General features: G+C 71.7%; 16 protein-coding genes. 9 read left to right on the top strand and 7 right to left on the bottom strand.

All coding sequences use genetic code 11. The annotated features are described in order from the left end of the window. Window positions 1–16 precede the first annotated feature (16 nt). Entirely contained in the window at window positions 17–2,401 is a 2,385-nt protein-coding gene (locus ABZS97_RS11300; RefSeq protein WP_356136170.1) for a SpoIIE family protein phosphatase, read from the bottom strand. 275 nt (window positions 2,402–2,676) lie between these two features. Here ABZS97_RS11300 and ABZS97_RS11295 point away from each other — a divergent pair, with 275 nt between their 5' ends. Next, complete coding sequence (locus ABZS97_RS11295; protein WP_356136168.1) at window positions 2,677–5,772, top strand: glycoside hydrolase family 2 TIM barrel-domain containing protein; 3,096 nt, start codon at window positions 2,677–2,679, stop codon at window positions 5,770–5,772. Window positions 5,773–5,818: 46 nt separating this feature from the next. Here ABZS97_RS11295 and ABZS97_RS11290 read toward each other — a convergent pair whose 3' ends face one another. Both ABZS97_RS11290 and sigJ read right to left on the bottom strand, forming a co-directional pair. After that, a complete protein-coding gene (locus tag ABZS97_RS11290) occupies window positions 5,819–7,498 on the bottom strand; it encodes a cytochrome bc complex cytochrome b subunit (RefSeq protein ID WP_356136166.1) in 1,680 nt (559 codons plus the stop codon). Further along, the gene (gene sigJ, locus ABZS97_RS11285) at window positions 7,495–8,439 is read right to left on the bottom strand and encodes an RNA polymerase sigma factor SigJ (RefSeq protein ID WP_356136164.1); all 945 of its coding nucleotides are present in this window, start codon (window positions 8,437–8,439) and stop codon (window positions 7,495–7,497) included. Before sigJ ends, ABZS97_RS11290 begins: the two co-directional genes overlap by 4 nt. Window positions 8,440–8,593: 154 nt before the next feature. On the opposite strand from sigJ, the gene ABZS97_RS11280 reads away from it, so the two are divergent. The 3 genes from ABZS97_RS11280 to ABZS97_RS11270 all read left to right on the top strand — a co-directional run bounded on the left by ABZS97_RS11280 (window position 8,594) and on the right by ABZS97_RS11270 (window position 11,352). Then, complete coding sequence (locus ABZS97_RS11280; protein WP_356136162.1) at window positions 8,594–10,210, top strand: MFS transporter; 1,617 nt, start codon at window positions 8,594–8,596, stop codon at window positions 10,208–10,210. Then, window positions 10,207–10,818, top strand: a complete 612-nt coding sequence (locus tag ABZS97_RS11275) for a hemerythrin domain-containing protein (protein ID WP_356136160.1) — start codon at window positions 10,207–10,209, stop codon at window positions 10,816–10,818. The genes ABZS97_RS11280 and ABZS97_RS11275 overlap by 4 nt, the downstream gene beginning before the upstream one ends. Before the next feature lie 117 nt (window positions 10,819–10,935). After that, window positions 10,936–11,352 carry an SRPBCC domain-containing protein gene (locus tag ABZS97_RS11270; RefSeq protein WP_356136159.1) on the top strand — a complete coding sequence of 139 codons (417 nt, stop codon included), beginning with the start codon at window positions 10,936–10,938 and terminating at the stop codon, window positions 11,350–11,352. A 15-nt stretch (window positions 11,353–11,367) separates the two neighbouring features. Here the strand turns inward: ABZS97_RS11270 and ABZS97_RS11265 are convergent, their stop codons facing one another. Next, complete coding sequence (locus ABZS97_RS11265; RefSeq protein WP_356136157.1) at window positions 11,368–12,090, bottom strand: 2OG-Fe(II) oxygenase; 723 nt, start codon at window positions 12,088–12,090, stop codon at window positions 11,368–11,370. 50 nt (window positions 12,091–12,140) lie between these two features. After that, on the bottom strand, window positions 12,141–12,686 hold the full coding sequence (locus ABZS97_RS11260; RefSeq protein WP_356136155.1) for a methylated-DNA--[protein]-cysteine S-methyltransferase: 546 nt from the start codon (window positions 12,684–12,686) through the stop codon (window positions 12,141–12,143). A gap of 171 nt (window positions 12,687–12,857) precedes the next feature. Here ABZS97_RS11260 and ABZS97_RS11255 point away from each other — a divergent pair, with 171 nt between their 5' ends. The 4 genes from ABZS97_RS11255 (at window position 12,858) to ABZS97_RS11240 (ending at window position 16,986) form a co-directional block, all read left to right on the top strand. Then, entirely contained in the window at window positions 12,858–13,103 is a 246-nt protein-coding gene (locus ABZS97_RS11255) for a hypothetical protein (protein ID WP_356136153.1), read from the top strand. A 3-nt stretch (window positions 13,104–13,106) separates the two neighbouring features. Continuing rightward, window positions 13,107–13,484: a toxin Doc gene (locus ABZS97_RS11250; protein WP_356136151.1), complete on the top strand. Its 378-nt coding sequence runs from the start codon at window positions 13,107–13,109 to the stop codon at window positions 13,482–13,484. A gap of 35 nt (window positions 13,485–13,519) precedes the next feature. Next, window positions 13,520–14,563, top strand: coding sequence for a pyridoxal-phosphate dependent enzyme (locus ABZS97_RS11245; RefSeq protein ID WP_356136148.1), 1,044 nt, complete (start codon window positions 13,520–13,522; stop codon window positions 14,561–14,563). A gap of 515 nt (window positions 14,564–15,078) precedes the next feature. Beyond that, window positions 15,079–16,986: an RICIN domain-containing protein gene (locus tag ABZS97_RS11240; RefSeq protein ID WP_356136146.1), complete on the top strand. Its 1,908-nt coding sequence runs from the start codon at window positions 15,079–15,081 to the stop codon at window positions 16,984–16,986. A 174-nt stretch (window positions 16,987–17,160) separates the two neighbouring features. Here the strand turns inward: ABZS97_RS11240 and ABZS97_RS11235 are convergent, their stop codons facing one another. Together ABZS97_RS11235 and ABZS97_RS11230 are read right to left on the bottom strand one after the other, a co-directional pair. Continuing rightward, window positions 17,161–18,144, bottom strand: a complete 984-nt coding sequence (locus ABZS97_RS11235) for an NAD(P)-dependent oxidoreductase (protein WP_356136145.1) — start codon at window positions 18,142–18,144, stop codon at window positions 17,161–17,163. Continuing rightward, window positions 18,141–19,310, bottom strand: coding sequence for a lactate 2-monooxygenase (locus tag ABZS97_RS11230; protein WP_356136144.1), 1,170 nt, complete (start codon window positions 19,308–19,310; stop codon window positions 18,141–18,143). The genes ABZS97_RS11235 and ABZS97_RS11230 overlap by 4 nt, the downstream gene beginning before the upstream one ends. 114 nt (window positions 19,311–19,424) lie before the next feature. On the opposite strand from ABZS97_RS11230, the gene ABZS97_RS11225 reads away from it, so the two are divergent. Then, the gene (locus ABZS97_RS11225) at window positions 19,425–20,594 is read left to right on the top strand and encodes a helix-turn-helix domain-containing protein (RefSeq protein ID WP_356136142.1); all 1,170 of its coding nucleotides are present in this window, start codon (window positions 19,425–19,427) and stop codon (window positions 20,592–20,594) included. Window positions 20,595–20,604 lie beyond the last annotated feature (10 nt).

Raw genomic sequence — 20,604 nt, 5'->3', positions numbered from 1 at the left:
AACCAGACGCCTCCGGTCATTCACCGAGCAGCGTCAGCTCCGCCCAGATCGTTTTGCCGTCGGGTGTGTGGCGGCTGCCCCAGCGCTGGGTGAGCTGGGCCACCAGCAGCAGGCCGCGGCCGCCCTCGTCGAAGATCTTGGCGCGGCGCAGATGCGGGGCGGTGTGGCTGGTGTCGGACACCTCGCAGATGAGGGTGGTGGCGTCATGGATGAGCCGCAGCCGGATGGGCTGTTCGCCGTAGCGGATGGCGTTGGTGACGAGTTCGCTCACCACCAGTTCGGCCGTGAAGGTCGCCTCGGTCAGGTCCCAGGAGTTCAGCTGGTCCACGACCTGCTTGCGGATGGGCGCGACCAGTGCGGGGTCGGCGGGGATGTCCCAGGTCGCCACCTGGGAGGGTGCGAGGCCGCGGGTACGGGCGAGCAGCAGGGCCACGTCGTCGGAGGCGCCGCCCACCGGGAGGAGCGTCTGCAAAATGGCGTGACAGGTCTCCTCCAGCGACTCGGGGGACTGCGCCAGGGCACGCAGCAGCAACTGGTGGCTGGTGTCGATGTCCCGCTCGCGGCTCTCGATGAGGCCGTCGGTGTACAGGGCGAGCACCGAGCCCTCGGCGAGGTCGATCTCCGTGCACTCGAAGGGCAGTCCGCCGAGGCCCAGGGGCGGCCCGGCGGGTACGTCGATCTGCCGGGGCGGTCCGCTCGGCGGGAGCAGGAGCGGCGGCGGGTGGCCGGCCCGGGCGATCGTGCAGTGGCGGGAGACCGGGTCGTACACCGCGTAGAGGCAGGTGGCGCCGACCTCGCCGGTGGTCTCCTCGGAGCCGGCCTCCGCGGAAAGCCGGACGACAAGGTCGTCCAGGTGCGTCAGCAGTTCGTCAGGGGCGAGGTCGATGTCGGCGAGGGTCCGTACGGCCGTGCGGAGCCGTCCCATGGTCGCCGATGCCTGGATGCCGTGGCCGACGACGTCGCCGACGACCATGGCGACCCGCATCCCGGACAGTGGAATCACGTCGAACCAGTCGCCGCCCACTCCGGCGCGCGCGGCGGGCAGATAGCGCGAGGCCGCGTCGACGGCGGCGGTCCGCGGCAGTGACTGGGGAAGCAGACTGCGCTGCAGGGCGAGCGCGGTCTGCCGTTCCCGGGAGAAGCGGCGGGCGTTGTCGATGCAGACGGCAGCCCTGGCCGTCACCTCCTCGGCCAGCAGGACGTCGTCGGTGGTGAAGGGTTCGGGGCGCCGGTAGCGGGTGAGGACGGCGACACCGAGGGTGGTACCGCGGGCCTGGATGGGCACCGACATCGTGGTGTGGATGCCGAACTCCGCGATGCGTTCGCCGCGCACCGGGTCCCAGGAGAGCCACTCCGCCAGTGTGGTCGCGCCGTCCGGCGCCACGATGGTGCGGCCCGCGAGCAGCGAGTCCGCCTGTGGGGAGGAGGCGGGGTAGACGTCGACGTCCCCTGGCTTGACCACTGCCTCCGGGGCGCCGGGGAGCACCGACTGATGGGCGGCGCGGCGGAGCGCGAACGGAGCGGCGGGCAGCTCCGGGTGGGGCTCACCGCCCTGGCCCGGCGGATCGATCAGGTCGACGCTGACGAAGTCGGCGAGCGCCGGCACGCAGACGTCGGCGAGTTCCTGCGCCGTCCGGGTGACGTCGAGGGTGCTGCCGATGCGCACGCTTGCCTCGTTGACGAGTTGCAGGCGCTCCCGGGCGCGGTACTGCTGGGTGAAGTCGTGCGCGGCCAGACACACGCCGTGCACCCGGCCCTCACCGTCGGTGAGCGGGGCGATCCGGGCCAGCCAGGCGTGCGCGTGGTCCTCGCCGCCGGTGCGCATGTACGTCTCCACCTCGCGCCCGTGCCCGGCGACGAGCACCTCGTACAGGTGCTGTTCCAGCTCCTCGCTCTCCGGCTTGCCCCCGATCTCGGAGAGACGCAGTCCGCGGATACGTTCTTCCGGGAGGCCGATCACGGCGGCCATCGCGTCATTGATGCCGTACAGGCGCAGCTGTTCGTCGTAGACGGCCGTCGCGCAGGGGGACTGTGCCAGCACGGCAATGGTCAGCGGGTCTTCCGGTGGACGCCGGCGGCGGCCCATCAGCGGCGTGACGACGAGCCAGTCGCCGGGGCCGCCGTGCTCGGGTCTCCTGTGGTGGGCGAGCAGCCATACGGACAGGACGCCGCCGTCGCGGCGGCGCAGGGCGAGCGTGCCGCTCCAGCGGCGGGCGGCGGAGGGAGGAGCCGCGGCCTCGTCCGGGTCGGCCAGCAGGAGGGCGGCGGGCCGGCCCTCGACCTCCGCGGGCGCGTAGCCCAGCAGCCGCCGGGCGCCTTCGCTCCAGCGGACCAGGATGCCGTTCTCGTCGATGACAGCCCGAGCCGTGGCGTCCTCGTCGAGGGGGTGGACCGGGCTCATCGTCGCCACTCCATTGCGCACACTCACAGTGAACAAGCGCGTCACTTGTGTTCCAGCCTAGTGCTTGGAGCAGCCCGGCACCCGGCACATGGCTCGGCGGGGGGTGTTTCGGTCGGGACGACGGGCGCCCGTGCCGGATGGGATTCAAGCCGATGTGGCGTACGGGGCGGAAGTGAGTGCCAGGCCCTTGACGGCCGCGTGTGTCATCACGTCAGAATCTGTTTGCTCGCGATCAGTTGTGATGAATTATGGGCCCTTGACGAGAGAGAGCCGGCATGACGGTCACTCGAAGATCAGTATTGATCGCAGGAACGGCCGTACCGGCGGCCGGCACGCTCGCCGGCGCCGCCGACGCCTGGGCCGCGTCGCCCACGAGCGCCGCGGGCCGCCGTACCGTCGAACTCCGCGACGGCTGGCGCTTCGCGCTGGTGAACCCGGGCGGCATCACCGACCCCACAGGCGCCTACGCCGACGCGGCCGAGCCCGGTTACGACGACACGGCATGGCGCGAAGTCGCCGTACCGCACGACTGGAGCATCGAGCTCACGCCGACCACCGAGCACGGCACCACCAGCGGCACCGGGTTCTTCCCCGGCGGCCTCGGCTGGTACCGCCACGCCTTCACCCTGCCGCCCGTTCTCGCCGGCAAGCGGATCTCGGTGGAGTTCGACGGCGTCTACATGGACTCGTACGTCTACTGCAACGGCAAGCAGGTCGGCCGGCACCCCTACGGCTACACCGGGTTCGCCTTCGACCTGACCGGCCTCCTGCACACCGACGGCAAGACCGCCAACGTCATCGCGGTCAAGGTGCAGAACCGGCTCCCCAGCAGCCGCTGGTACTCGGGCAGCGGCATTTACCGCGAGGCGCGGCTCGTCGTCACCGAGCCGGTGCACGTGCGCCGCTGGGGCACCTGTGTCACGACACCGGAGATCACCGCGGAGCGGGCGCTCGTGCGGGTCCTGACCTCGGTGGCGAACGAGTCGGGCACCGCGGGCGAGGTGGAGGTCCGCTCCCGGATCGTCGACCCCGCCGGCCGGGTGGTGGCCCGCACCCAGTCCACGGTCACCGTCGACAAGGAGCGGACGGAGACCCACGAACTCACCGTGCCCGAACCGCGGTTGTGGGACTTCGCGACCCCGCACCGCTACACCCTGGAGACCGAACTCCGCGTCGGGGGACGGATCACCGACACCTACCGCACCACCTTCGGCATCCGCTCGTTCCGCTTCGACCCCGACGAGGGATTCCACCTCAACGGCACCCACGCCAAGATCAAGGGTGTCGACCTGCACCACGACCAGGGCGCGCTCGGCGCCGCGATCAGCGTCGACGCCGTACGCCGCCAGATGACCATCATGAAGTCGATGGGCGTCAACGCCTTCCGCACTTCCCACAACCCGCCCTCGCCACAGATCATCCAGGTCTGCGAGGAACTGGGCATCGTGATGATGGTGGAGGCCTTCGACTGCTGGAAGACCGGCAAGACGGCCTACGACTACGGCCGGTTCTTCACCGAGTACGCCGACCAGGACGCCACCGAGATGGTGCTCGCGGCCCGTAACTCGCCCGCCGTGGTCCTGTGGTCCATCGGCAACGAGATACCCGACTCGACCTCCACCGCCGGGCTCGCCATGGCCGACCGGATCATCGCCGCGATCAAGGCGGTGGACGACACCCGCCCGCTCGTCATCGGCTCCGACAAGTACCGCCGCATCCCCGCCAAGGGCTCCGCGGCCGACCTCATGCTCGCCAAGCTGGACGGGCTCGGCCTCAACTACAACACCGCCGCCTCGGTGGACCAGCTGCACGCTGCCTACCCCCACCTCTTCCTCTTCGAGTCCGAGTCGTCGTCGGAGACCTCGACGCGCTCCACGTACCAGGAGCCGGAGCACCTCAACACCGGCGAGAACCACACCCCGGGCAGGCGCGCGACATCCAGTTACGACAACAACCTCGCCTCCTGGACGATGAGCGGGGAGTACGGGCACAAGAAGGACCGGGACCGGAAGTGGTTCGCCGGGCAGTTCCTGTGGTCGGGCATCGACTACATCGGGGAGCCCACGCCCTACGACGTGTTCCCGGTGAAGGCGTCCTTCTTCGGCGCGGTCGACACCGCCGGGTTCCCGAAGGACATGTACCACCTCTTCAGGAGCCAGTGGACGAGCGAGCCGATGGTCCATCTGGTGCCGATGAGCTGGAACCACCAGGAGGGCGACACGATCGAGGTCTGGGCCTACACGAACGTCGACACCGTGGAGCTCTTCCTCAACGGAAAGTCCCTGGGGACAAGGGCGTTCGACACCAAGAAGACCACCGACGGCCGCGCCTACCTGGAGACCACGGAGGCCACCGGCGACGACAGGACCGTCACCACCGGCCCCTACCCCGGCAGTTACACCAGCCCGAACGGCAGCGCGGGCAAACTGCACCTCACCTGGAAGGTGCCGTACGCGCCCGGTGAGCTGAAGGCCATCGCCCGCCAAGGCGGCCGCAAGGTCGCCACCGACGTCCTGCGCACCGCCGGGGCACCGCACGCCGTGCGGCTCACCGTGGACCGCAAGTCACTGGCCGCCGACGGCCGTTCGCTCTGCTTCGTCACCGCGGAGATCGTCGACGCGCGCGGCGCGGTCGTGCCCGACGCCGAGCACCTGATCGCCTTCGAGGTCGACGGCGGCTCGCTGGCCGGACTCGACAACGGGCGGGAGGAGAGCGCCGAGCGCTACCAGGCGAGCACCCGGACGGCCTTCCACGGCAAGGCACTCGCCATCGTCCGCGCCGGCACCAAGGCGGGCTCCCTGAGGGTACGGGCCCGCTCGGACGGGCTGCGCTCGGCAACCGCCACCGTGCACACCACCTCCGCGCGCGCGAAGGCGACCACCCCGGCCGCCGTGTTCGTCCCCGACCCGGGTCCGGGCACCCCCGGCTACCCGCTCGCCGACGCCAGTTACTCGGGCCGTACGGACACCCTCCCCGCCGCCATGGTCGACGGCGACGCGGCCACCGGCTGGTCCAACGCGTTCTTCAAGTCGGCCACCGCGCTGTTGCCCGCGTTCAACGGAGCCCGCCCGAAGGACTGGGTCTCGCTGACCTGGGCGCGCTCGCGCACCTTCGACCGCGTCGAGGTCTCCTTCACCGTCGACGCGACCCACACCCTGCCCGCCTCGATCGAGGTCGCCGTGTGGGACGGCACGGCGTACGTGCCGGTGACGGGCGCCGCCGTCGACTGGGCCACCACGTCGGACGCGCCCACGGTCGTCACCTTCGACGCGGCCCGGGGCACAGCACTCCGGCTCACCCTGACGAGCGCCCACCCGGGCGCGGCCGACGGCGCCCAGCGCATCAGCCGGCTGGAGGCACCGGTGGCCTGAGCCGGCAGTGCCCAGGACGCCCGCGCCCGCCTGGCGCGGGCGTCCCCTAATGGCGCCGTGCCTCCTCGTACTCCTCGGCCGTCGGCTTCTCGACGCGGGCGGCCTCGCCGTGGAGCCTGCGCGACAGGGCGGCACGCAGACGCAGGGAGCGGGACGCCCCGTTCGGAAGGCCGTTGGTGTCCTGGGCGGGGCCGAGTTCGAGCGGGCGCGGCTGCTCGTGCGCGGTGAGGGTGTGGAGCTCGGCGGGGGAGAGGGGCCGGTGCGCCTCGACGTACTCGCCGTGCGGCAGCCGCTTGATGACGCCGGTCTCACGGCCGTGCAGCACCAGCTCGCGGTCGCGGCGCTGGAGACCGAGGCAGAGACGACGGGTCACCACGAAGACGACGGCCGGGACCACGAACACGGCGATCCGCACCGACCAGGTCACGGTGTTGATCGACAGGTGGAAGCGGGTCGCCACGATGTCGTTGCCGCCGCCCGCCAGCAGGATCAGGTACAGGCTGACCCACGCCGTGCCGATCGACGTCCGGACCGGCCGGTTGCGCGGGCGGTCCAGCAGATGGTGCTCGCCCCGGTCGCCCGTGATCCAGGACTCCAGGAAGGGGTAGACGGCGATGAAGACCAGGAGGAGGGGGAAGACGACGACCGGGATGAGCACGCCGAGGTTCAGCGTGTGCCCCGCCGCGGTGATCTCCCAGCCAGGCATCACACGCACCAGACCTTCCGCGAAGCCCAGGTACCAGTCGGGCTGGGCGCCCGTCGACACCTGGTCCGCGCGGTAAGGACCGTACACCCAGACCGGGTTGATGGTGGCGATCGCCGAGATGAGCGCGATGACGCCGAAGACCAGGAAGAAGAAGCCGCCCGCCTTCGCCAGGTAGACCGGCATGAACGGCGCGCCCACGACGTTGCGTTCGGTCTTTCCGGGCCCCGCGAACTGGGTGTGCTTGTGGTAGACGACCAGCAGGATGTGGGCGACCACGAGGGCGGCCATGATGCCGGGGATCAGCAGGATGTGCAGCGAGTAGAAGCGGGCCACGATGTCGTGGCCGGGGAACTCCCCGCCGAAGGTGAAGAACGACAGATAGGTACCGATGATCGGCATGGACAGCAACGCGCCGTCCACGAACCGCAGTCCGGTGCCCGAGAGCAGGTCGTCGGGAAGCGAGTAGCCGAAGAGGCCCTCGAACAGGCCGAGCAGCAGCAGCGTCCAGCCGAACAGCCAGTTCACCTCACGGGGCTTGCGGAACGAGCCCGTGAAGAAGTGCCGCATCATGTGCATCAGCATGGCGGCGAGGAAGATCAATGCCGCCCAGTGGTGGATCTGCCGGATCAGCAGTCCGCCGCGGACGTCGAAGCTGATGTCGAGGGTCGAGGCGTACGCCTCCGACATCCGCACACCGTTGAGCGGGACGTAACCGCCGTGGTAGATCACCTCGTTCATCGACGGATGGAAGAACAGCGTCAGATAGACACCCGTGAGGATCAGTACGACGAAGCTGTAGAGGCAGATCTCGCCGAGGAGGAAGGACCAGTGGTCCGGGAAGACCTTGCGCAGGTACTGCCTGCCGAGGGTGTACACGCCGAGGCGGCCGTCGACCCAGTCGGCGACCCGCTCGCCCGAGGACGCCTTCCCCGCCGCTCGCGAGGCCGGTTGCGGGACAGGGGCCGGAGTCGGGGTCGCAGTCGAGGCCGGGCCAGTGCCCGGCCGGTCGGTGGTCGTCATGCCTGCCGCTCCTCCGCTTCCTGGGCCCTGCCGTCCTCCCCGCGACGCACATGCGCGAGCTTCTCGGGATTGGTGACGATGTAGACGTCGGACACCTGATCGCCGTCCGGGGTGAGGTCCATGACCATGACCGCGTACGGCGACTCGCCCTCGAACACCACCGCGGAGTCGTCGCCGTTGACGCGCCGGTAGCGGACCTCCAGGCCAGCCCCGCGGTGGGTGGCGTAGCCGGCCAGCAGGCGAGCCGCCTTGTCGCGGCCGTGCACCGGGCGCAGCCCGGCCCCACGCGCCTTGCCGCCGCCGTCCGTCCACACCGTGACGTCCGGTGCCAGGATCTCCATCAGCGCGGCGATGTCACCGCCGAGCGCGGCCTCCACGAAACGTTCCGTCGCCTGCTGCCGTACGCGCGGATGGGCGCGGTAGAGCGGACGGCGGGCGTGCACGTGCTGCCGGGCCCGGTGCGCGAGCTGGCGCACCGCCGCCGGGCTGCGGTCGAGGACCTCGGCGATCTCGGTGTGGGCGTAGCCGAACACCTCGTTGAGGACGAAGACCGCCCGCTCCAGCGGGGTGAGCGACTCCAGGACCACGAGCATCGCCAGCGACACCGACTCGGAGCGCAGAGCACGCTCGGCGGAGTTGTCGGGGGCGGCTTCGTCGAGCAGGGGCTCCGGCAGCCACGGGCCGACGTACGTCTCGCGTCGGCGGGTGATGACCGCGCGCCGCGCGAGCGCGTGGTTCACCGCGATGCGGACGAGGTAGGCGCGCGGGTTGGTGATCCCGTCGAGGGGCGAGCCGTGCCGTCGGCCCGTCCACGACAGCCATGTCTCCTGCAGAACGTCCTCGGTGTCGGCGACGCTGCCGAGCATGTTGTAGACGATCGCGAAGAGCAGCTCGCGGTGGTCGACGAACACCTGGGTCGCGGTGTCGGTCCCCTCGGACATGCCTTGCCTCCCTGGGTGGGCTCACTACTCCGAGCCGAACAGGGGGTCCGAATGTGACATCGCACGGCCAAGAGTGACGTACGTCTCACGGCGTCACGCCGCCCGCGACCGGCGCCCTCTTGAACGCGAGTCCGACCACAAGGAGACCGGCATCGTGTTCAAGAAATGGCACGGCAACCCCTGGGCGATCCTCATCACGCTCTCCCTCGGGTTCTTCATGACACTGCTCGACCTGACGATCGTGAACATCGCGATCCCCGACCTGGGGGAGGACCTGGACGCCTCCCTCGACGAGATCCTGTGGGTGGTCAACGCCTACACACTCGCCCTGGCCGTCCTGCTGATCACCGCCGGCCGCCTCGGCGACCTGCGCGGCAAGCGGAACCTGTTCATGTCCGGCGTCGCCCTGTTCACCGTGGCCAGCCTGGCCTGCGGCCTCGCGCAGGACCCGGCCCAGCTGATCGCCTTCCGCGCGGTGCAGGGCCTCGGCGCCGCGCTGCTCATGCCGCAGACCCTGTCGATCATCGCCGAGGTGTTCCCGGCCGACCGGCGCGGCGTGGCCATGGGCGTCTGGGGCGGCGTCGCGGGCATCTCCGGCGCGCTCGGTCCGATCATCGGCGGCGCGCTGATCACCCACCTCGACTGGCGGTGGATCTTCTACGTGAACCTGCCGCTCGGCGTCCTCGTCCTGGCCCTCGCGGCGGCGATCATCCCGGGCGGGCAGCGCCGCACGGTAGGCCACCGCTTCGACACCCTCGGCGTGGTCCTCGCATCGGCCGCCCTGTTCTGCCTGGCCTTCGGCCTCACCGAGGGGCAGCGCTACGACTGGAACGGCGGGATCCTCGCACTGTTCGGCGCGGCGGCGGCGCTGTTCGCCGGGTTCCTCCTCCACGAGCGCCGCCGGCAGGCCGACGAGCCGCTCGTCCCGTTCTCCCTCTTCAAGGACCGCAGCTTCACGCTCCTCAACTTCGTCGGCATCACGGTGTCGTTCGGTGTCATCGGGATGTTCCTGCCGCTGACGATCTACCTTCAGTCGGTGCTGGGCTTCAGCGCCCTCAAGTCCGGGCTCGTGCTGCTGCCCCTCGCCCTCGGTTCGTTCGTGACGGCCGGCCCGGCGGGCGTCCTGTCGGACAAGGTCGGCGGCAAGTACATCCTGATGACCGGGCTGCTGGCCTGGGCAGCGGCGCTGATCTGGATCGTCGCCGCCGTCGACACCGGTTCGAGCTGGACCGCCGTCGCCTTCCCGCTCTTCCTCGCGGGCCTGGGCGCCGGCTGCACCTTCGCACCGATGGCCACGGAGGTCATGCGCAACGTACCGGCACGTCTGTCCGGCGCGGCCTCGGGTGTCAACAACGCGCTGCGACAGGTCGGTTCGGTGCTCGCGGGCGCCCTCGTCGGCGCCGTGCTGCAGGCGCAGCTCGCCGACTCGCTGAGCGACCAGGCAAGGCAGCGTGCCGGGCAGCTGCCGGCGGCCTACCGCGACGGCTTCGTCGACGCCTTCTCCCACGCGGAGTCCGATGTCAACGCCCGGCAGTCGGGCGGCGTTCCGGCGGGTGTGCCGCACGACGTCGCCGACCGTATGAGCGCCCTCGGCGGCCAGGTCTTCGGCCATGGCTTCGTGGACGCGATGGGCCCCGCGGTCCTCGTCTCCGCCGCGGCCCTGCTGGCCGGCGCGCTCGCCTGCCTGGCCGTACGCCGCCACCGCGGGCCGTCCGCCAACCCGCACGCCCTGCCCGTGTACGAACCCGAACTGGAGGAAGCCACCTCATGACGATCGACTTCACCCCGATGTACGCCGCCCACGACGCCTTCCGGCGCGACCTGGAACGCCTCGGCAAGGCGGCGGCGGACGGCACCGCCGCCACCCCCGCGGTCCGCGCGGGATGGGACAACTTCCTGCACCAGCTGCACATCCACCACACCGCCGAGGACAGCGACCTGTGGCCGCGCGTGCAGCGCAGGGTCACCGAGCGGCCCCAGGACATCACCCTCCTCGCCGAGATGGAGGCGGAGCACGCCCGCCTCGACCCGCTGCTCACCTCCGTGGACGCGGCGCTCGCCGGCCGGTCAGGGAACCTGCCCGAACGGGTCGAGGCGCTTTCGAGCGCCCTCGACGAGCACCTCCGGCACGAGGAGGAGAGCGCCCTGCCGCTGATCCAGGAGGCGCTGACGGCCGCGGACTGGGGCGCCTTCACCGGCCGTATCCGTCGGCAGCAGGGACTGCGCGGTGCGGCGCTCTTCGTGCCGTGGATCGTCGACGGCATCCCGTCCGCCGACCGCGCCCGGTTCCTCGGGGTGCTGCCGCCGCCCGTCCGTGTCCTCAACCGGCTCTTCTGGGAGGCGGGTTACCGCCGGCGCGGGCTGTGGCGGCAGAGCTGACGGCGTGGCGCGCGGGCCCGCCGGCGGCGGGCCCGGGGCGCCCTCGTTCTCCCCGTCCCAGGACGGTTGTACCGGACTTCCACGAGATGCAGGCTCCAGACTCCGAGAGGACATCCGATGGCCGACATAGCCATGCAGCTGACCATCGAGGCCGAGGCGGACACCGTCCGGGACGCCGTCGCCACCGAGACCGGCATACGCAGCTGGCTGACCCCGGAGGCGGTGGTCGGGGAAGGCGTCGGCGCGGCACACGCGCTGACCTTCCCGGGGGAGCCGGAGTCCTGGCGCCTGCTCGTCACGGAGTCGGGCGACCGGCGCCTGGTGCTGGAGGGCGGGAACGGCCCGTGGACCGGCACCGTGCAGACGTACGAGATCGTCGACGTCCCCGAGGGCGGCGTGCTGCTGCGCTTCACCCACGCGGGCTTCCCGGACCAGCACGACGCCTACCGCAACTTCACCTACGCCTGGGCCGCCAAGTTCACCGCCCTCAAGGCGTACGCGGAGACCGGCAGGCCCGTCACCTTCTCAGGCTGAGCAAGGCGTCGGGCGTCACGCCGCGTCGTGGAAGACCAGGCCCAGCGCGTGCCGGCGGCCGGAGCGCACGGTGCTCACGCCGTGCCGCATCGCGCCGGCCGACCAGCCGCGCCGGGTGCGCACCGGGCGGTCCCGGGTCGTGAAGACCAGGCCGTGGCCCTGCGCGAGGACGGCCGTGGTGCCCCGGGACTGGGCGCGGGGGCGCTGCTCGACGAGGAGGAACTCGCCGCCCGTGTAGTCGGTGCCCTGGGCGTCCAGGCCGATCACGACCTGGAGCGGGAAGACCATGTCACCGAAGACGTCGCGGTGCAGGGCGTTCCAGTCTCCCGCCCCGTAGCGCAGCAGGATCTGTGCGGAGCGGTCCTGGCCCGCCCCGTGGCACAGGGAAAGCCACTCCTCCAGGGAGTCCGGCCATGGCGCCGGGCGGCCGAGCCGGGTCGCCCAGTCGCGGGCGATCGGCAGCAGCCGCGGGTACAGCGCGGTCCGCAGGGCGGCGACCCGGGGAGGCAGGTCGTGGGTGAAGTAGCGGTACTCGCCCGAACCGAACCGGTGCCGTGCCATGTCGACGGTGGTCCGGAACAGCTCCGGCCGCTCGTACAGTCCGACGAGGTCACGGCACTCGGCCGGGGTCAGCAGCGGGGGAGTGGACGCGCAGCCGTAGGCGTCCAGTTCCTCCGCCAGCGCCGCCCAGTCGGTGGCGTCGACCCGGCGGGCGGCCTGTGCGGGGGTGAAGGTCATGACGTGGTCCTTGGGTCGGCTCCATGGGTCGCGAGGGTCGGTCGCAACGGTCAGCCGGTGGTGAGCATCGGCTGCAGCGCGCCCTCGTGGGTGAGCAGCCGGACCTTGCGTTCGACACCGCCGGCGTAACCGCGCATCGAGCCGTCCGCCCCGATCACCCGGTGGCAGGGGCGTACCAGCAGCAGGGGGTTGGCCCCGATCGCCGCGCCCAGCGCCCGCACCTCGGCGCGCGGCACGCCGAGACGCGTGGCGAGTGCGCCGTACGTGGTCGTCGTGCCGTACGGGATCTCTTCCACCGCGCGCCACACGCGCCGTTGGAAGTCGGTGCCGGTGACGGCGAACTCCAGCTCGAAGGCGGTGAGCCGCCCCGCGAAGTACGCGGAGATCTGCCGGGCGGCCTCGGCGAACACGGAGTCGTCGCGCCGCCAGGTCCCTTGGACGGCGGGTGCATTGCGCTGCCCCGGCATGGACACCGTGGCGAGGGCGACCCCCGCGGACGCCGACCCCCGGCCGACGAGAAGCAGCTCACCGAGGGGGCTGTCGACTGTCGTGTACCTCGTGATGGTTGCGTGCGTCGTCATCGTCGCGTCCGTCATCGCTTCTCACCTCTCGTGCTGCGTGCCTCTTGACGCCTACGAGTCTGGTCCTGCGACGCGGCGGTGACCGGCGGGAATCGGACATCGCGCTCACACCCTTGCGGTACCGCAACGAATGCCCGTTGAGCTGGGAGTATTTACGAGTAAGTACCCGCGCGGTACCGTGAGGGCATGCCAGCTCTCAATGTGGAGTTCAGTGAGCGTGAGCTAGAGGACCTGCGGCAGATCGCCAAGGAGCGAGGAACGTCGATGAAGGCTCTGGTGCGCGAGGCGGCAGCCGCCGACATCGTCCGGCACAGGGCGCTGCAGGAAGGCGCGGAGGTCTTCCGGCAGTTCTTCGCCGCGCACGCGGACGAGTTCGCGGCCGCCTTCCCCGAGGACGAACCACCGGGCACGGGCGAGGGGCGGGCCGCCTGACCCATGGCCCCTGTCATCCACATCGACGTGCCCTGGCTGCTCCAGCGCCACGAAGAGGTCCTGCCCGACCAGCCCACGGTCAACGACTTCTCGGCCCTCGTCGCCGCCGTCGCCCGCCACCGCGTCGACCCGCCCAAGCTCGGCGTCGACTCCGACCCCGCCTGGCGTGCCGCCGCCCTGCTGCACACCCTCGCCCTGCTGAAGCCGCTGCCCTCGGCCAACGCCCGGTTCGCGTGCTCCACGGCGGTGGCGTACATGTTCGTCAGCGGCGTCGGCATCGACCCGCCGTACGGAGCTCTCGTGGACCTCGCCCGCGACCTGATCTCCGGCAAGGTCGACGTCTACGCAGCCGCCGACCGGCTGCGGTCCTGGCAGATCTGAGGCCTGCCGGGCGCGCGACATGACACGGTGACCGCATGCCCCTGCTCACCCGATCCGCCGCCCGGCTCTGGACGTGCGCTCCCGCGCCCGCCGACGTCCGTGTCTTCCACGCCTCCCTGCCCGGCTACGCCCCCACCCCGCTGACCGAACTCCCCGCGCTGGCCGCCGATCTGGGTGTCGCTCGGGTCTTCGTCAAGGACGAGTCGAACCGGCTCGGCCTGCCCGCCTTCAAGGTGCTGGGTGCCTCCTGGGCGATCCACCGCCTCCTCGCCGCGGCCGACGGTCCGCTCACCCTGGTGACCGCCACCGACGGCAACCACGGCCGGGCCGTGGCCCGCACCGCCCGGCTCCTCGGGCAGCGCGCCCACGTCCTCGTGCCCAAGGGCGTGCACCCGGCCGCGGCGGACGCCATCGCCACCGAAGGGGCACGCGTGACCCACGTCGACGGCCCCTACGACGAAGCGGTCCGCCGGGCCGCCGAGGTCGCCAAGGAGCCGGGCTCCGTCCTGGTGCAGGACACCGCCTGGCCGGGCTACGAGGAGATCCCGGGCTGGATCGTCGAGGGCTACTCCACCCTGTTCGCCGAGGTCGACGACCAACTGGCCGCCGCGGGGGCCGAGTCGCCCGACCTGGTGGCCGTGCCGGTCGGCGTCGGCTCGCTCGCCCAGGCGGCCGTCACGCACTACCGCAGCCGTCCCGCCCCGGGCCCGTCCCTGCTGTCCGTGGAGCCCGACGCGGCCCCCTGCGTCCTGACCGGCCTCACCCACGGCCGGCCGCTGAGCGTCCCCACCGGGGACACCGCCATGGCGGGCCTGAACTGCGGCACCCCGTCCGGCCTCGCCTGGCCCTTCCTCAGGGACGGACTGGACGCGGCCGTCGCCGTCAGCGACTCCGGGAGTGCCCGCGCGGCCCGCGACCTCGCCGCACTGGGAATCTCCAGCGGGCCATGCGGTGCCGCGTCCCTGGCGGGCGTCCGCGCCGCCGTCGCCCAGGGGCTCGTACTGGAATCCGCCGCGACCGTCGTCCTGATCAGCACCGAAGGCGCGGCCGCCAACCCCCGTTCGCACGGGACGGGGTGACGGGCGACCCGCCCTCGGGGCCGCCGACCGAGGGCGGGAGGAATCGGGGTCGGCGGCCCGTTTCGCGCGGGAGAGCCGCCGTCCTGCGCGGGGCCTCCGAGAAGGGCCGGTTCCAGTGGACTACGGGGTTGTGTGCGCCGGGAGCGTGCGCGAGGCACCGGCGCGTGCGCACGGTTCACACGGGGCGCATGGAATTTCGAAAGCCGGTGCGACGCGACCGAGTTGCCGCAGTGTCTGACTTTCTTTCAATGAGGCGGATGTTGCCCAAGTGCCTTGTTGGTCATGAGCGTGTTGTGCAAGGGTGACCTGCGCATGGTCAATGGCACGGCCCGAATCGCTGGTCGCAATTCCGGACCGCCGACGAGCTCAGAAAGCTCTTGGCCGATGGCCGTCGAGCGGCCTTCGTGGCCCGCCGTTTTCCTGGCGCACCGCCAAAAAGGTACGCACCAATCGGAAGCCCCTTTTCGGCGGGCGAACTTCTGTGTGCCACCTTGCACCTTGGAAGGACTCCGCTCTTGCACACCCCCCACCCCCCTCGTCCCCCTTATGCACCGGGCCCCGGTGCCGCTGCCGGGGAATCCGACGAAAGCCTCGCGGCCCAGCTGCGCGGCCGCCCGGAGGGAGAGGCCGCTCATCCCGTCGCCCTGCTCATGGCGCGGCACTGGCAGTCGGCGCACGACTACGCCGTCATCTGCCTCGCCTCGTCGGCGAACGTCGCCTCGATGGTCACCGCGGCCTCCTTCCACCAAGTGATCGACCACCTCGGGCAGGGGGACACCGGAGCCGCCGTGCGGCCCGACCTCCTCGTCGCGGTGCGGGACACCGTCCGTCGCTGGTCCGCGGAGGAGCGGATATCCAGCGTTCTGCCGGACTTGAGGAAACCCGCCGGAGGGCGCGGGATGCGCGCGGCGAAGTCCATGACGGCGGAAAATCGGAAGCTCACCGAGCGTTCATTCCACGCGCTCCCCGGGCTTGCCCGCTGCCTGCTGTGGCACACCGAGGTCGAGGCCGAGCACATATCCGTACCAGCTGGTCTGTCGGGCATGGATCCCGACGCGGCGTCGGTCGCTCTGGAAGGGGCCCGGGAGCAATTCCGGGAGGCCTTGGTGCGCTCCCACCGGGAACTCGCACCGACCAAGGAATGCCGATTCAACAACCGGTTGCTGGACGTCCCGATTCGCCGGGGCGGTGCCCTGCTCCCCGATGTCCAGCAGCATCTGCTGGACTGCCGGTACTGCCGTTCCGCCGCTGAGCAACTCAGCCATTTCGAGGGCGGGTTGGGTGTTCTGCTCGCCGATGCGGTGCTCGGCTGGGGCGCGCGACGGTATCTCGAATCACGCCCCGGGCGCGCACGGCAGGGAATGCGCCCCCGAGGAGGGGGGCCTTTCACCGGCAAGCGTTCGCGCGGCGGAGGCCGGTCGGGGGGCAGTGGCCGTCCCGGTGGCGGGGGCCACGCCAGTGGCGGCGGGCGTCACCGTCTGCTGGCCCAGATCCCCGCGCCGGGCCGCCGGACCCCGCCCGGGGAACGGCACGCGAAGGCACTGCTGACGGGGGCGGGACTGGTCTCGGCGGGCCTGCTCGTGACCATTCTCGCCGCCAGTCTGTGGTCCGAGGACGACGGCGGCTCCGATCCCACGGCCTCCACGGGAGCGAGCAGCACCCGCACGCTGGCACCGCCCGCGGGCTCGGGGACCCCGCCCGCCGTGTCGTCGTCACCGCCCGCCTCGAAGGGAGTGCCCACGGCCCTGGAGCAGACCCGGCTCCGCGACCTCGCTGCCGACCTGTGCATGGACATTCGGGGCGGCAAGGCGAAGTCGGGTGCCGGCACCAAACTGGCGGCGTGCTCGTCGGCGTGGACCCAGCAGTGGTCCCTGGGCGACGACGGCCTGCTGCGCAGCATCGCCGACCCCGAACTGTGCCTCGACTCCCACGAGGACGACGGCGTCGTCGTACTGAGGCGGTGCGTCGGCGAGAAGAACGCCCACGCCCAGGACGTGCGCTACGACCTCACCGTACGAGGTGAACTGCTGCCCCGCCGGAAGGAGGGCCTCGCGCTTGCGCCGACCAGTACCGATCCGGGCTCTGACATCGTAGTCAAGGTCCGCGACGGCTCCGACGCGCAACGGTGGCAGACCGACTTCTCGTCGATCGGTCGCGAGTCGCTGTCGATCGCGGGGACGGCGCAGCCTTCTTCGCATCCCGTCAGCGACCCGCCGCCCGCACCGGGTACGACCGACCTGCCCGACGCACAGGGGACGGCCGCACCCGCCGCTTCGAACACCCCGGAGGAGAACCCGCCGGAGACCTACCAGGAGCGCCGGGTGGTGACCGTCGACGACGAAGCGAGACCGGCGCCCGTGCTCCCGCTGCCCGTGCGGCTGCCCGACCTTCCCACGGGGGTGGGCCTCCAGGGGGTGTTGTGAAAGTCCCCCACAGCACCCGCGGCGCCCGGCACGCACCCTTGCCGCACCGGCCGAAGCCCCGAGTACGTCCAGTACGAGGGCCTTCGTCCGGCACGCCGAGGGCACGCACCGAACACCGCGGGCACCGCACAGGACCTTCAAAAACCCCCCTGGCGCGCACGTACTGACGATGCGTCAGGACACCACGTCCCGCGGTGGTTTGCCCGCCATGAAGTCGGCGGCGTTCTGGACGGCGGCCAGTGCGATGCGTACGAGCGTCTCGCGCGTGACCCCCGCGACGTGCGGGGAGAGCACCACGTTCGGGGCCTTGAGCAACCGCAGGGCCGGGGTGGGCGGTTCGGGGTCGAAGACGTCGAGTCCCGCCCCGGCCAGGGTGCCCGCCTCCAGGGCGTCCGCGAGGGCGTCCTGGTCGATGAGGGCGCCCCGTGCCGTGTTGACCACGAACGCGGTGGGCTTGAGCAGGGCGAGCCGCTCGGCGTTCAGCAGATGCCGGGTCTCGGGGGTGAGCGGCGCGTGCAGCGTGACGTAGTCGCTGATGCTCAGCAGTTCGTCGAGCTCGACATGGCGTGCTGCGCCGAGCCGTGCCTCGGTCTCGGCGGCGCGCGGGCCCGCGTACACGATGCTCATGTCGAAGGCGAGCGCGCGGCGGGCGACCTCCTCGCCGATGTGTCCGAGCCCGACGATGCCGAGGGTCTTGCCGGACAGCTCCGTGATGGACTGCTGCAGCCGCGGCAGTGCCCAGTCGGCGTCGACGAGTGCGGTGTGTGCCGGGACCAGCTGCTTGGCGAGGGCCAGCATCAGGGCGAAGGTCTGCTCGGCCACGTTCTGCTTCTCGGCCCCGCTGGAGCCGATGTTGCAGACCGGCACACCCTTGGCGCGGGCGGCCTCCACGTCGACGTAGTCGAAGCCGTGGCTGGCGCACTGGACGAGCTCCAGCTCCGGTGCGGCTGCGAGGTGTTCGGCCGTGACGGGGCCGAGTCCGGTGATGATGACGTGGGCCTCGCGCAGCGCGCCCGGGTCCTCGTCCGTCGCCTCGACGACGGTGACGCGGGCCTCCCCGGGGAAGACGGAGGCGAGCGCGGCCCCGGCGGTGCGCCCGCCCACATGGGGCGAGACGACGGCGAGTACGTTCCTGGGGGCGTTCTGCTCTGTGGTCATGCGGTTTCCTCGATCAGGTCGTCGGAGCCGAGCGTGCCGGGACCCGCGTGTCCGGACAGCGCCAGCGTGAGGTCGAACTCGGCGAGCAGGCAGCGGATGACGTGCTCGACGCCCGCCTGTCCGTCCAGGCCGAGCCCGTAGGCGTACGGCCGCCCGACCAGGACGGCCTTCGCTCCGAGCGCGAGCGCCTTGAAGATGTCGTCGCCCGTGCGGATCCCGCTGTCGAACAGGACGGTCAGCCGGTCGCCGACCGCCTCCACCACCCTCGGCAGCGCGTCGGCGGCCGCGACGGAGCCCGCGACCTGACGGCCGCCGTGGTTGGAGACGACCACCCCGTCCATCCCGGCGTCGGCGGCGCGGCGGGCGTCGTCCGGATGCAGGATGCCCTTGAGGACGATCGGCCCGTCCCAGTTCTCCCGCAGGAACGCGAGGTCCGGCCAGGTCTTCCCGGGGTCCGCGAACATGCCGACGAAGTGCATCACGGCCGCGTTCGGGTCCTCGTGCACCGGCTTGGCCAGGCCCGCCCGGAACGCCGGGTCGGAGAAGTAGTTGGCGGTGCCCACGCCGTGCAGGAACGGCAGGTACGCCTGGTCGAGGTCGCGCGGCCGCCATGCCAGCAGCGGGGTGTCGAGGGTGACAAAGAGCGCGGTGTAGCCCGCCGCCTTCGCGCGGTTCAGGAAGCTGCGGGTGACCTCGCGGTCCTTGGCCCAGTACAGCTGGAACCAGCGCTCCGCGTCGCCCATCGCCTCGGCGACCTGCTCGATGGGGGTGCTGGACGCCGAGGACAGGATGTACGGCACGCCCTGCGCGGCGGCGGCGCGAGCGGCAGCGGACTCGGCATCCGGGTGCATGATCGACAGCACGCCGATCGGTGCGAGGGCCACCGGCGCCGGCAGCGCCCGCCCGAGCACCTCGACGGACAGGTCGCGTTCGTGCACATCGCGCAGCATGCGCGGCACGATCCTGCGCCGGTCGAAAGCGGCCCGGTTGGCGCGGGCGGTGCTGCCGGTCCCCGCGCTGCCCGCCACATAGCCGACCGGCCCAGGGCCGAGCCGCTGTTCGGTGAGCTCCTCCAGCCGGGTCAGATCGGTGGGCAGCCGAGGTACGGCGCCCGTCATGCCGTTCAGATAGATCTCGTACTGGAAGTCGGCCCAGTGCTTGGTCATCCCGTACGTCCCGCCTCTCGTCCTTGAGACCGCGCTGTACGTCGACGATCCTGGCCACTGTGACAAGGTCCGTCCACCGTGGTACGCACATCGCGCGGCTGACATCATCAAGGTGTGACAAGCAAGCCCTCGAAGGCCCGGGCCCGTGTCCGCCAGGAGATGGTCGCCGACCCGCGGGTGGTGGAGGCCGTCGTCGCCGCGGTCCACGAACAGGTTCCGGTGTACGCCGCGCTGGACGACAGCCGACTGCCGGAGGTACGGGCGATCGCCGCCTGGGGGCTGGACCGGCTGCTGCACCTCTGGGCGACCGACTCCGCGCTGGACCCCGCCGACCTGCGCCGCTTCCGGGGCATCGCGGCGGCTCGCGCCGCGGACGGGCGACCCGTGCAGGCGGTGCTGCGCGCCTACCGCGTGGCGGCGACCGTGCTCACCGACGAGATCGCGGCCCGTGCGCCGGATCTCGTGGCCGCCGACGCCTTCGCGCTGGCCCGGATGCTGCTGAACGCGCTGGACACGCTCTCGGAGGAGATGGCCACGGCGTACGCCGCGACCAGCGAGGACCTCGCCGGGAACCGCGACCGGGCGCTGCGGCTGCTGCTCGACGACCTGATCGCCGGGCGGCACGCCTCGGTGGGCGCGCTCACGGACCGCTCGGCTCGGCTGGGCGTGCAACTCCCGGACCCTTACTGCCTTTTGGTGGCCGAACCGGCGGCCGCGGGCGGAGCGGACATGTCGTTCGAGGCCGCGACGGGACTGGCCGACGCACTGGACGGCGCGGGGCCGCTGCTGTCGACCATCCGCGGCTCGCGTGCCGTCCTGCTGTTCCCCGCCGGCGCCGTCGAGCGGGCGGAAACCGCCCTGGACCGGCAGGCCTGGCGCGGCTGTGCGATCACCGGTGAGGGGCTGGACCGCGTCGCCGTCGCCCATCGCCTCGCGGCCGACGCGCTCGACACGGCACCCGCCCACGCGCACCGGCCCGGCCGGGTCCTCACCGACGCCGACGCCCACGTCCTCGCCCTGCTCGCAGGGCACCCGGCCGCCGCGCCGGACCACATCGCCCGGCTGGTCCTCGGCCCGCTCGCCGACCCGGGCCAGGGCCACCTGCTGGCGGCGCTCACCGCGTACATCGACCGCGGTTCCGCGAACGCCGCGGCACGCGAACTCCATCTGCACCCGCAGTCCCTGCGCTACCGCCTGCGCCGCATCCACGACCTCACCGGGCGGGACCCGCGGGATCCCTGGCAGCGGCTGACGTTGGACATCGCGCGGACGATCAGGCCGTGAGCGCGCGACT

It is taken from the genome of Streptomyces sp. NPDC005485 (genome assembly GCF_040606085.1).
Lineage (GTDB): Bacteria > Actinomycetota > Actinomycetes > Streptomycetales > Streptomycetaceae > Streptomyces.
Note: the sequence above shows the minus strand (reverse complement) of the source record. Positions and strands in the feature narration are given on the sequence as shown.

Excerpts from the sequence above, each read along its gene's own strand:
- ABZS97_RS11300 (WP_356136170.1), bottom strand. The coding sequence starts at position 2,401 with ATGAGCCCGGTCCACCCCCTCGACGAGGACGCCACGGCTCGGGCTGTC.
- ABZS97_RS11295 (WP_356136168.1), top strand. The coding sequence starts at position 2,677 with ATGACGGTCACTCGAAGATCAGTATTGATCGCAGGAACGGCCGTACCG.
- ABZS97_RS11290 (WP_356136166.1), bottom strand. The coding sequence starts at position 7,498 with ATGACGACCACCGACCGGCCGGGCACTGGCCCGGCCTCGACTGCGACC.
- sigJ (WP_356136164.1), bottom strand. The coding sequence starts at position 8,439 with ATGTCCGAGGGGACCGACACCGCGACCCAGGTGTTCGTCGACCACCGC.
- ABZS97_RS11275 (WP_356136160.1), top strand. The coding sequence starts at position 10,207 with ATGACGATCGACTTCACCCCGATGTACGCCGCCCACGACGCCTTCCGG.
- ABZS97_RS11270 (WP_356136159.1), top strand. The coding sequence starts at position 10,936 with ATGGCCGACATAGCCATGCAGCTGACCATCGAGGCCGAGGCGGACACC.
- ABZS97_RS11265 (WP_356136157.1), bottom strand. The coding sequence starts at position 12,090 with ATGACCTTCACCCCCGCACAGGCCGCCCGCCGGGTCGACGCCACCGAC.
- ABZS97_RS11260 (WP_356136155.1), bottom strand. The coding sequence starts at position 12,686 with ATGACGGACGCGACGATGACGACGCACGCAACCATCACGAGGTACACG.
- ABZS97_RS11255 (WP_356136153.1), top strand. The coding sequence starts at position 12,858 with ATGCCAGCTCTCAATGTGGAGTTCAGTGAGCGTGAGCTAGAGGACCTG.
- ABZS97_RS11250 (WP_356136151.1), top strand. The coding sequence starts at position 13,107 with ATGGCCCCTGTCATCCACATCGACGTGCCCTGGCTGCTCCAGCGCCAC.
- ABZS97_RS11245 (WP_356136148.1), top strand. The coding sequence starts at position 13,520 with ATGCCCCTGCTCACCCGATCCGCCGCCCGGCTCTGGACGTGCGCTCCC.
- ABZS97_RS11235 (WP_356136145.1), bottom strand. The coding sequence starts at position 18,144 with ATGACCACAGAGCAGAACGCCCCCAGGAACGTACTCGCCGTCGTCTCG.
- ABZS97_RS11230 (WP_356136144.1), bottom strand. The coding sequence starts at position 19,310 with ATGACCAAGCACTGGGCCGACTTCCAGTACGAGATCTATCTGAACGGC.